This is a genomic window from bacterium, from assembly GCA_030654305.1.
GTDB lineage: Bacteria > Krumholzibacteriota > Krumholzibacteriia > LZORAL124-64-63 > LZORAL124-64-63 > PNOJ01.
In genome coordinates, this window is record JAURXS010000008.1 from 1 (window position 1) to 10,729 (window position 10,729).

13 protein-coding genes are annotated in these 10,729 nt (G+C 71.9%); 12 read left to right on the forward strand and 1 reads right to left on the reverse strand.

The features are described from left to right. The 11 genes from mtnA to rseP form a co-directional block, all read left to right on the forward strand. A partial coding sequence (mtnA, locus tag Q7W29_00215) for an S-methyl-5-thioribose-1-phosphate isomerase (GenBank protein ID MDO9170237.1) occupies positions 1-727 on the forward strand: 727 nt, incomplete at its 5' end. Between the two features lie 311 nt (positions 728-1,038). Further along, positions 1,039-1,458 carry a 50S ribosomal protein L13 gene (gene rplM, locus Q7W29_00220; GenBank protein MDO9170238.1) on the forward strand — a complete coding sequence of 140 codons (420 nt, stop codon included), beginning with the start codon at positions 1,039-1,041 and terminating at the stop codon, positions 1,456-1,458. Between the two features lie 40 nt (positions 1,459-1,498). Beyond that, on the forward strand, positions 1,499-1,894 hold the full coding sequence (gene rpsI, locus Q7W29_00225) for a 30S ribosomal protein S9 (protein ID MDO9170239.1): 396 nt from the start codon (positions 1,499-1,501) through the stop codon (positions 1,892-1,894). Between the two features lie 146 nt (positions 1,895-2,040). Further along, positions 2,041-2,826, forward strand: a complete 786-nt coding sequence (gene rpsB, locus Q7W29_00230; protein ID MDO9170240.1) for a 30S ribosomal protein S2 — start codon at positions 2,041-2,043, stop codon at positions 2,824-2,826. 86 nt (positions 2,827-2,912) lie between these two features. Next, the gene (gene tsf / locus Q7W29_00235) at positions 2,913-3,506 is read left to right on the forward strand and encodes a translation elongation factor Ts (GenBank protein ID MDO9170241.1); all 594 of its coding nucleotides are present in this window, start codon (positions 2,913-2,915) and stop codon (positions 3,504-3,506) included. Between the two features lie 94 nt (positions 3,507-3,600). Next, positions 3,601-4,326 (forward strand): UMP kinase, encoded by a 726-nt coding sequence (pyrH, locus tag Q7W29_00240; GenBank protein ID MDO9170242.1) that lies wholly within the window; start codon positions 3,601-3,603, stop codon positions 4,324-4,326. Next, positions 4,323-4,871: a ribosome recycling factor gene (gene frr, locus Q7W29_00245; GenBank protein MDO9170243.1), complete on the forward strand. Its 549-nt coding sequence runs from the start codon at positions 4,323-4,325 to the stop codon at positions 4,869-4,871. Before pyrH ends, frr begins: the two co-directional genes overlap by 4 nt. 3 nt (positions 4,872-4,874) lie before the next feature. Continuing rightward, positions 4,875-5,714 carry a polyprenyl diphosphate synthase gene (gene uppS, locus Q7W29_00250; protein ID MDO9170244.1) on the forward strand — a complete coding sequence of 280 codons (840 nt, stop codon included), beginning with the start codon at positions 4,875-4,877 and terminating at the stop codon, positions 5,712-5,714. After that, positions 5,711-6,604, forward strand: a complete 894-nt coding sequence (locus Q7W29_00255; protein ID MDO9170245.1) for a phosphatidate cytidylyltransferase — start codon at positions 5,711-5,713, stop codon at positions 6,602-6,604. Before uppS ends, Q7W29_00255 begins: the two co-directional genes overlap by 4 nt. Before the next feature lie 31 nt (positions 6,605-6,635). Further along, the gene (dxr, locus tag Q7W29_00260) at positions 6,636-7,868 is read left to right on the forward strand and encodes a 1-deoxy-D-xylulose-5-phosphate reductoisomerase (protein MDO9170246.1); all 1,233 of its coding nucleotides are present in this window, start codon (positions 6,636-6,638) and stop codon (positions 7,866-7,868) included. Positions 7,869-7,899: 31 nt separating this feature from the next. Continuing rightward, the gene (rseP, locus tag Q7W29_00265; GenBank protein ID MDO9170247.1) at positions 7,900-9,288 is read left to right on the forward strand and encodes an RIP metalloprotease RseP; all 1,389 of its coding nucleotides are present in this window, start codon (positions 7,900-7,902) and stop codon (positions 9,286-9,288) included. Positions 9,289-9,294: 6 nt separating this feature from the next. Here the strand turns inward: rseP and Q7W29_00270 are convergent, their stop codons facing one another. Continuing rightward, positions 9,295-9,759, reverse strand: coding sequence for a hypothetical protein (locus tag Q7W29_00270; protein MDO9170248.1), 465 nt, complete (start codon positions 9,757-9,759; stop codon positions 9,295-9,297). A 72-nt stretch (positions 9,760-9,831) separates the two neighbouring features. Here Q7W29_00270 and Q7W29_00275 point away from each other — a divergent pair. Next, positions 9,832-10,729, forward strand: an 898-nt coding sequence (locus Q7W29_00275; GenBank protein MDO9170249.1) for a POTRA domain-containing protein, incomplete at its 3' end; no start/stop codon positions are given.

The window sequence follows — 10,729 nt, forward strand, 5'->3', positions numbered from 1 at the left end:
CGCGGACGTCGGGCAGGTGGGGGAGGCCCTGGCCGCGGCCGCCGCCGAGCTGCGCGACCAGGATGTGGCGAAGAGCCGGGCGCTGGGCGCCGCCGGCGCCGCGCTGCTGCCGGACCCCGCGACCGTGCTGACCCACTGCAACGCCGGCGGGCTGGCGACCGGCGGCTACGGCACGGCCCTCGGGGTGGTGTACGCCGCCGCCGACGCCGGCAAGCGGGTGCGGGTCTTCGCCGACGAGACGCGCCCGCTGCTGCAGGGGGCCCGCCTCACGGCCTGGGAACTGCAGGCCCGCGGGATCCCGGTCACGCTGATCTGCGAGGGGGCGGCCGGCAGCCTGCTGCGCCGCGGGGGCGTCGACGCCGTGATCACCGGGGCCGACCGCATCGCCCGCAACGGCGACGTCGCCAACAAGATCGGGACCTACCCCCTGGCCGTGCTGGCCCGGACCCACGGGGTGCCGTTCTACGTGGCGGCGCCCACGTCGACCTTCGACCCGGGGTCGCCGGATGGGAGCGCGATCGTCGTCGAAGAGCGCGATCCGTCGGAAGTCCTGGAATGTCAGGGGGTTGCCGTGGCGCCGGCCGGCGTGGCGGCCTGGAACCCGGCGTTCGACGTGACGCCGGCCGACCTGGTGACCGCCATCGTCACCGAGCGGGGGGTCCACCGGCCCCCGTACGACGCCTCGCTGGCGGGGATCGGTCCCGGAGCGCCCGATTCCCTTCCTTGACAGCAACCTGCCGCTCTGCTAGATTTCTCCCCTTCTCCCCCTGGAGTATCTGCTCCGTCGGAGTTCTTGCGCAGCTTGCGTCTAAGACGCGGGTTGCGCGGTCCGCGCCCCGGATCGGGGCGCATTCACGGGACCGGACCCTGAAGAGGGCGACTCGACAACCGGTGGGCTGTCGGGCATCGGTCTGTTGCGCCGCGGGATCGCGGGACGCGCACGGCAACGGCGCGACCGGCGGCGGCGGACGAGTGGCGCGCCGACGGCGGCGCGCGTGGAGGCTGGACTTGAAGACCCAGGACCAGAAGACCTACAACATGAAGCTGGCCGAGATCGACAAGGAATGGCTCGTGGTCGACGCGGCGGACATCCCGCTCGGTCGCCTCGCCACCCAGATCGCCGGCCTGCTGCGGGGCAAGCACAAGCCCACGTTCACCGCCCATCTCGACATGGGCGACAACGTGATCGTGATCAACGCGGCGCAGGTCAAGCTGACGGGCCTGAAGGGCCAGAACAAGATCTACGACCACTACAGCCAGTTCATCGGCGGGCTGAAGCGGGTGCCCCTGCAGACCATGACGCAGAAGCACCCGGAGTTCGTCGTGACCAACGCCGTGCGCGGCATGCTGCCGAAGAACAAGCTGTCCCGGCACCAGCTGAAGCACCTGCGGGTCTACCCGGGGAGCGATCATCCCCACCAGGCCCAGCTGCCCCGCGTCCACGCGGTGAGCGTCTAGATCAAGGGACCGAACCCGCCCCGCGGGGCGGGCAAAGGAGATCAGCTTGGACGACAAGTACTACGCGACCGGCCGGCGCAAGACCTCGGTGGCCCGCGTCTGGGTGACCCCCGGCGGCACCGGCAAGATCACGGTCAACAACAAGGCGGCCGAGACCTATTTCGACGCCATGCGCATCCAGACCATCAACGAGCCGCTCAAGGCGCTCGTCGAGAACCAGACCTACGACGTGTGGGCCTCGGTCAACGGCGGCGGGCCCACGGGACAGGCGGGCGCCCTGCGCCACGGCCTCGCCCGCGCCCTGGTCGCGGCCAACGAGGAGAACCGCGTCGCGATGCGCAAGGCCGGCCTGCTGACGCGCGACTCCCGCATGGTGGAGCGCAAGAAGTACGGCCAGCCCGGCGCCCGCAAGCGCTTCCAGTTCTCGAAGCGGTAGACTTCTGGAAGTCTAGCCGTCTGCCGCGGGGCGCCTAGCGCCCCACATCACGCACCCGACGGGAGGACGGGACCGGTGGCGCCCCAGGGCGTTCGTCCCGTCCGTCGATCGTCGGGGAGGCATCAACCGGACAACGGAGGATCGTCATGGCCAACGTCGGACTCAAGGAGCTGCTCGAAGCGGGCGTCCACTTCGGTCACCAGACCCGCAAGTGGAACCCCAAGATGCGGCCCTACATCTTCATCGCCCGCAACGGCATCTACATCATCGACCTGCAGAAGACGCTGCGCGCGCTGAACAAGGCGCGCGACTTCCTGACCGGCGTCTCGGCCAAGGGCGGCACCGTGCTGTTCGTCGGCACGAAGAAGCAGGCCAAGGTCGCGGTGAAGGAGCTGGCCACCCGCTGCAACATGCCCTACGTCACCGAGCGCTGGCTCGGCGGCATGCTCACCAACTGGCAGACCATCAGCAAGAGCGTCGCGAAGCTCGACGAGATCGAGAGCCTGCGCGCCACCGGCAAGATCGAGCAGTTCTCGAAGAAGGAGCAGCTCGAGATCGCGCGCACCTACGAGAAGCTCGAGAAGAACCTCGGCGGCATCCGCCACATGAAGGGCCTGCCCGCGGCCGTCTTCGTCATCGACACCGTCGAGGAGGAGACCGCCGTCCGCGAGGCGAACAAGCTGGGCATCCCGGTGGTCGGCATCGTCGACACCAACAGCGACCCCGAGATGGTCCGCTACCCCATCCCCGGCAACGACGACGCCATCCGCGCGATCTCGCTCTACGTCTCGGTGGCGGCCGCCGCCATCGCCGAGGGCCGCTCCTCGCGCCACGAGGGCCGCGACGGCGGCGTGGAGATCCAGGCCGACCGCGCCGGCCGCGCGGCGCCGGCCGCCGTGTCGATGGACGACGCCGGTGCCGCCAGCGAATGATCCCGCCGCGGCCCTGAACGACGACAGCCAGAGCAGCCAACCAGCAAGCACGGTCGCGGCCGCGAGCGGGCGCGACGGGAGGAACGATGGAGATCACCGCCAAGATGGTCGCGGATCTGCGCCAGCAGACCAACGCGGGCATGATGGACTGCAAGAAGGCCCTCACCGAGTGCAACGGCAACATGGATGAGGCCGCCGACTACCTGCGCAAGAAGGGCATCGCCAAGGCCGCCAAGAAGGAAGGCCGCGCGACGGCCAACGGCCTCGTCGAGAGCTACATCCACCCCGGCGGCCAGGTCGGCGTGCTGCTCGAGGTCAACTGCGAGACCGACTTCGTCGCCCGCACCGACGAGTTCAAGCACTTCGTCCACGACGTGGCGATGCACATCGCCGCCGCCGCGCCCGTGGCGCTGGACCGCACGTCGGTCGACGCGGCCGTGGTGGAGAAGGAAGCCGAGATCTACAAGGCGCAGATGCAGGAAGAGGGCAAGCCGGACAATATCATTGACAAGATCGTCAAGGGTAAGATAGACAAGTTCTACGGCGAGGTCTGCCTGCTCGAACAGAAGTTCGTCAAGGACCCCGACGTGACGATCGAGGACCTGCTGAAGTCGAAGATCGGCTCCCTCGGCGAGAACATGGCGATCCGGCGGTTCGTCCGCTACCAGATCGGCGGCTGAGCCGCTCCCCGGCCAGGGTGACGGGCCCGGGCCATGGGCCCGGGCCTTTTCCGTACCCGCGGGAGCCGACGCCGTGCCGGCGAAAGGATGTGGCGTGTCCCACCCCCGCTTCTCGAGGATCCTGCTGAAGCTCAGCGGCGAGAGTCTCGCCGACGGCGCCGGCCCCTTCGGCCACGAGCGGCTGACGGGCCTGGCGCAGGCCATCTCGCGCGCGGTGTCCGAGGGCGTCGAGATCGGCATCGTGGTCGGCGGCGGCAACCTGTTCCGCGCCCGCACCGCGAACCTGGACGTGCTGGGCCGCGTCACCGCCGACAACGTCGGCATGCTCGCCACCCTGATGAACGCCGCCGTCCTGCGCGACTACCTGCGCGCCGAGGGCACCAGCGCCCTGGTGCTCAGCCCCCACGAGGTGCCGCCCCTGTCGCAGACCTTCACGCGCGACCGCGCGATGCCGCAGCTGAAGGCCGGCCGGGTCCTGATCTTCGGCGGCGGCACCGGCAACCCCTTCTTCACGACCGACAGCGCCGCCGCCCTGCGCGCCGCCGAGATCCAGGCGGACGCCTTGCTGAAGGGCACGCAGGTCGACGGGGTCTACGACAAGGACCCGCACGTCCACCCCGACGCCGTCCGTTTCCCGTTCCTCACCTACGACGAGGTGATCGACCGCCGGCTGCAGGTGATGGACCTGACCGCCGTGACGCTCTGCGCGGAGCAGGGCATGCCGATCCTGGTCTTCGACATCAGCGACCCGGAGAACCTCCTGCGGGTGATCCGCGGCGAGGACGCGGGGACCCTGGTCGCCAAGGAGCGCAAATCATGAGCGACGAACTCACCCAGGAAGCCGAGCTCCTCATGGAGGAGCAGATCGAGACGCTGACCCACCGCCTGGCCAAGATCCGCACCGGCAAGGCCAGCCCGGCGCTGCTGGATTCCGTGCGCGTCGAGTACTACGGGGCGCCGACCCCCCTGCGCCAGCTGGCGAGCATCGGCGCGCCGGAGCCGCGGCTGCTGACCGTGGCCCCCTTCGACCGCAGCACGCTCAAGGACATCGAGCGGGCGATCATGGCCGCCGACCTCGGCCTGAACCCCTCGAACGACGGCGTCGTGGTGCGCGTGCCGATCCCCGAGCTGAACGAGGACCGCCGCCGCCAGTTCACCAAGACCGTCCGGGACTTCGGCGAGCAGGGCAAGGTCGCGGTGCGCAAGGCCCGCCAGAACACCAACGACCGGATCAAGAAGAGCGACACGCTCACCGAGGACGAGCAGCGCGCGGCCCGCGACGCCGTCCAGAAGCTCACCGACCGCTTCTGCGAGGACATCGACCGGATCGTCCGGTCCAAAGAAGCAGAAATCATGGAGATCTGAAGCATGGGCGAGCATCGGGAGGAGCCGGAGCTGCGGGAGCTGCGCGAGCGGGTCCTGGCCGCCGGCAATGTCCCGCAGCACGTCGCCGTCATCATGGACGGCAACGGCCGCTGGGCCCAGCGCCGCCGCCTGCCCCGGGTGGCCGGCCACCGGGCCGGCCGCCACGCCGTGCGCCGCACCGTCGAGGCCGCCGTCGGACTGGGCGTGCGCCACCTGACCCTCTACACGTTCTCCCAGGAGAACTGGAAGCGGCCCCAGGCCGAGGTCCGCGCCCTCTGGTCGTTCCTCGAGGAGGTTCTCGCCGGCGAGCGCGACGAGCTGCAGCGCCAGGGCGTGCGGCTGGTGGCCACCGGCGAGCTGGACCTGATCCCGCCGCGGGCCCGCGAGGCCCTGCAGGGCGTGATCGACTCGCTGGACGGCAACCGCGTCATGGTGCTCAACCTGGCGCTGGCCTACGGCGGTCGCACCGAGATCCTGCGCGCCTGCGCACGGCTCGCCGCGCTGGCCGCCGCCGGCGAGCTGGACCCCGCCGACATCGACGAGGCGGCGTTCCGCGGCGGGCTCTACGCGCCCGACATCCCGGATCCCGACCTGGTCATCCGCACCAGCGGCGAGCTGCGCCTCTCCAACTTCCTGATCTGGCAGGCCGCCTACGCCGAGATCTACTTCACACCCGTGCTGTGGCCCGACTTCGGCGAGCGCGACCTGCTCGAGGCCGTCGCCGACTACCAGAGCCGCGAGCGGCGCTTCGGCGACGTCGGCGTCGATCCGGACGGCGACCCCCCCGCGGCCGGTCCCTTCGACGCCTCCCGCTGGCGGAAGCTGTTCAAGGTCCGCTCGTGAACCGCGCCGACGGCAGCCCGGTCGTCCGCGCCGGCCTCTGGCGCCGCCTGCTGGGTGCCGGCCTGCTGCCCCGCGCGCTGGTGACGGCGATCGGCGTGCCGCTGCTGGCGCTGGCCGCGGTGCAGGGCGGCCTGGTCTACCGGTCGCTGATCGCCGTGCTGGTGCTGCTGGGCGTGCGCGAGTTCCTGCTGCTGATGAGCGCCAAGGGCTACGGACCCTTCAAGGTGATCGGGACGCTGGCCGGCCTGGCCTGCGCCTGGGCGGTCGCCCACGGGCCCGCGGCGGCCGTGCCCGTCCTGACGGCCGCGCTGATGGCCGTCATGACCGTCGAGCTCATGCGCCGCAACATGGACCGCTCCCTGAACCACGTCGCGGTGACCCTCTTCGGCGCCCTGTACGTCGGTTGGCTGGGCGGCTTCCTGGTCCTGCTGCGGGAGTTGCCGGGCGGGTCGGGTGTGGACGGCTTCACGGGCCTGCGCGCGCTCGCCCTGCTGGCGGCCCTGACTTGGGCCTGCGACACGCTGGCCTTCCTGGTCGGCGTCGCCGTGGGCCGCCGCCCCCTGCTGCCGCGGGTGAGCCCCCGCAAGTCGGTCGAGGGCGCCGTCGGGGGGATCCTCGGCGCCACGGGCGCCGGCCTCGTCGCCGCCGCTACCTTCGCGCCCTTCCTGTCGACGCTGCAGGGGGGGCTGCTCGGCGCCGTCTGCGGCGTCACCGGCCAGATCGGCGACCTCGTCGAGTCGATGCTCAAGCGCGACGCGGGGGTCAAGGACACCGCCGCCCTGCTGCCCGGCCATGGCGGCATCCTGGACCGTTTCGACTCCCTGCTGTTCAACGCGCCGGTGGTGTACTACGCCCTGATCCTGACCGGAGCGGCGACCGTTGCGCGCTGACGGGAACGCGCCCGCCGGGCCCGCCGGGTCCGTGACCGAGCCGCTGTACCGGATCGGCCGGACCACGCCGGCGCCGCGGCTGCCGGTGCGGATCGTGATCCTGGGCGCGACGGGCTCGATCGGCCGGCAGGCCGTCGACCTCGCCGAGCGGCATCCCGACCGGCTGCAGGTCGTCGGCGTCTCGGCCCGGACGCAGGTGGACGACCTGGGCGCGCTGGTGAGCCGCCTCGAAACGGCCGGCGCCGCGCGCCGGCCCGCGGTCGCGCTGGCGGACCCGCAGGCCGCGCGCGAAGCGGCGCGTGACCCCCGGCTCTGCCGGCGGCTGCTGGCGCCCGGACCGGACGGGCTGGACGACCTGGCGGCGCTGGACGGGGCCGACTGCGTCGTCAACGGGCTGGTGGGCGCCGCCGGGCTCGCCCCGACCCTGGCCGCGGCCGCCGCCGGCCGGCGGATCGCGCTGGCGAACAAGGAGTCCCTGGTGGTCGGCGGCGACCTCGTGCGCGAGGCCGTTGCGCGCGGCGGCGCCGTGGTCGTCCCGGTCGACTCCGAGCACTCCGCGCTGGCGCAGTGCCTGTCGGGCCGCACCGCCGAGGAACTCGAGCGCCTCGTGCTGACCTGCTCGGGCGGGCCGTTCCGCACCTGGACGGCCGCGGCGATGGCCACCGCGCGCAAAGCCGAAGTCCTGCGCCACCCCACCTGGATCATGGGCGCGAAGATCACCGTCGACTCGGCGACCCTGATGAACAAGGGGCTGGAGGTCATCGAGGCGCACGTGCTGTTCGGCGCGGCCTACCGCGACATCGACGTGGTGGTCCACCCCGGCTCGATCGTCCACTCGCTCGCGGTGTTCCGTGACGGTTCGGTGGTGGCCCAGCTCGGCGCGCCGGACATGCGGGTCCCGCTGCTCTACGCCCTGGCCGGCGAACGCCACTGGCCGCTGGCGACCGAACGCCTGGACCTCGCGCGCCTGGGCGAGCTGCGCTTCGAGGCGCCCGATCCGGTGCGTTTCCCGTGCCTCGCGCTGGCCCGCCGGGCGGGGGAGGCCGGCGGGCGCGCGCCCATCGTCCTGAACGCCGCCAACGAGACCGCGGTGGCCGCGCTGCTGGACGATCGTCTCGGGTTCGCCGATATTGCCCCGGTCATCGCGTCCGCGCTCGACGAGCTGCCGGGCGGCCCGGTGGCGGACCTGGCCGAAGCCCTGGAAACCGACGCCGAAGCGCGGCGCGTCGCGCTGCGCCTGATCGACGCCCGCGCGCGGCGCTGACGCCGCCAGACCCGACCGCCGGGGAGGTCCCGTGCTCTCGACCCTGATCGCCTTCGCCCTGACGCTGGGCATCGTCATCATCATCCACGAGCTGGGCCACTTCGCGGTCTGCAAGTGGACCGGCATCTACGTCAAGACCTTCTCGATCGGCTTCGGCCCCAAGCTGCTGCGCCGCCGCTACGGCGAGACCGAGTACGCGATCTCGGTGGCCCCCTTCGGCGGCTACGTGAAGATGGCCGGCGAGGGCGTGCTCGAGGAGATCCAGGACACCGCGACGCGCGACGCCCACCACTACCCCATCGGCACGATCGAGGGCGACCGCGCCGCGGCGCTGCGGGACGACCCCATCCCCGAGTCGCGCCACTTCCGCAACCGCCCCGCCTGGCAACGGCTGGCCGTGGTCACGGCGGGCCCGGCCGCGAACCTGCTGCTGGCCCTGATCCTCTACACGCTGACCGTGCTGGGCAGCGGCCTGCTGGTGATCCCGGTCACCACCGTCGGCGGCGTGGCCGACGGCTCGCCGGCGGCGGCCGCGGGCCTGCAGGTGGGGGACCGGATCCTGGAGGTCGACGGCAAGGGCGTCGCGACCTGGGACGAGCTGACCGCGGCGCTGCTGACGGCGGGCGAGTCCGCGGGCGGGACCGCCGCCCTGACCTACGAGCGCGACGGCGCGCGGGCTACGGCCTCGCTGCAGCCGCGACGCGACGCCACCGGCCGCTGGGAGCTCGGGCTGGAACCCCACGACAACGTCGTGGGCCTGGTGCAGAAGGGGGGGCCGGCCGGGCGCGCCGGCCTGCAGAGCGGCGACCGGGTGGTCGCCCTGGACGGGCAGCCCGTGACGTCCTTCAACGACATCGCGCGGGTGATCAACGCCAAGGCCGGCGTGCCGGTGTTCGTGCGCTGGGAGCGGGGCGGGGAGACCTTCGAGCGCGCGATCGTGCCGACCGCCGAAGAGGTGCAGCCCGACTCGACGATCGGGCGCATCTTCTTCGAACGGCGCTACGAGTCCCGCCCCGTGGGGCTCTTCCACGCCGTGCGCATCGGCGTGGCGGCGACCGTCGGCACCATCGCTTCGACGGTCGAGGTCCTGGGCAACTTCTTCCTGGGCCGGCTGGGCATGGAGGCGGTCGGGGGCCCGATCCGCATCGGGCAGGTGGCCGGGGAGATGCTGCGTTGGAGCTTCAGCCACCTGATGCAGTTCATCGCCTTCTTCTCGGTGAACCTCTTCCTGCTGAACCTGCTGCCGATCCCCGTCCTGGACGGCGGCCACGTGGTCTTCATCCTGCTCGAGATGGTGATGGGCCGCCGGGTGCACGAGCGCGTCCAGGCCATCGCCACGCAGGTGGGCCTGATCATGCTGCTGCTGTTCATGACGTTCGTGATCGTGGTGGACGTCCTGAAGATCCTGCCGGGGCAATGACCCGTGTCAACCCTGCGCGGGGGTGCCGCTCTCGTCGTCGTTCGCGTCGGCGGCGTCCGCCGCCGGATCGGGCAGGGGCGAGTCCAGGCGGTCGGGACGCGCCGCGTCCAGCAGCGAGTCCTGCTCCGCGCGCAGGATCCGGCCGAGCAGGCCGTGCAGCAGCGCCTGGCGGCGGGGGTCGGCGGGCAAGGCCGCCTGCGCTGCGGCCAGCGAGCTGTCCCCCCAGGCGGCGGCCAGGGAATCCAGCAGCGCCTCGCCCGCCCCGCGATCGACCAGCGCCACGGCGCGGGCCCGCTCCAGCACCACGAAGCGGGTGAGGTACTCGCGCTCGGGGGGCTTCAGGTCGGACAGCTGCAGCGGTCTTCCGCCTTCCGGCCCGCAGCCGGCCCCGGTGAGCAGCAGCAGGACCGCCGCCGTCCTCGCGGCGGGCGGGAACCGGGGGCGCCGGCGCGTATTCCAGATGACGTCCACGGGAGCCTCCATGATATGCTGCCCCGGACGGGGCACCCCACGTTCCTACACCGAAGCGGCGCGACGGGCAAGATGCAAGTTCGGATCCCACATCGTGCAGAGCCGCCCGGCCGGTCGCCGCGGGCCCTACTGGCCGCGGCCGGTCTGCTGGTTTGCGTCCTGGCCGCCGCGGCCGTGTCCGCCGAGAGCGAGCTGGAGTTCGGGCTGGAGCAGCACCTGCTGCAACGCATCGAACTGCGCGGCAACGCCGCGGTTCCCACGGCCGACCTCAAGGCCGTCATGAAGATCCGCGAGCCGCGGCCCTTCCACCCGCTGACCCTCCTGGGCCTCGGCGACCGCACGGCGCGTTACCAGCCCCACCTGCTGGACGCGGAACTCCGCCTGCTGACTCGGTACTACCGGCAGCGGGGCTTCCACCAGGTCTCCGTCCAGCTCGATTCGGTGCAGACCGACGTCGATGAGCGCGGCGACGTGCTGCACATCAGCATCGTGGAGGGGCCGCAGACGTTCCTCGAAGTGGTCGAGGCCGCGGTCGCGGACGACGGAGGCCAGGGCGCCGGCGGTGATGACGCCGACGGCGATGACACCGACGTCCTGGACACCGGCGAACTCCTGGCCGATCTCCACTACGTCGCGGGGGTGGCCGCCCCGGCGGACCTCAACGATCTCGGCACCGACATCTACCTCCTGCGCACCCGCCTGTGGGAGCGCGGGCACATGCTCGCGCAGATCCGGCCCGTGATGACGACTTGGGCCACGGCCGACCCCGCGCGGCGGCTGGCGCACCTGGTCTACGAGATCGCGCCCGGCATGGTCTACCGGATCGAAGAGATCACGGTCGAGGGGCGCCGCCGGACCCGGCTCGACCTGATCGGACGCGAGCTGTCGATGAAGCCCGGCGACCTGTTCCGCTGGAGCGAGGTCGAGGCTTCGCAGCGGCGGCTGCTCGACACCTCGCTGTTCCGCGACG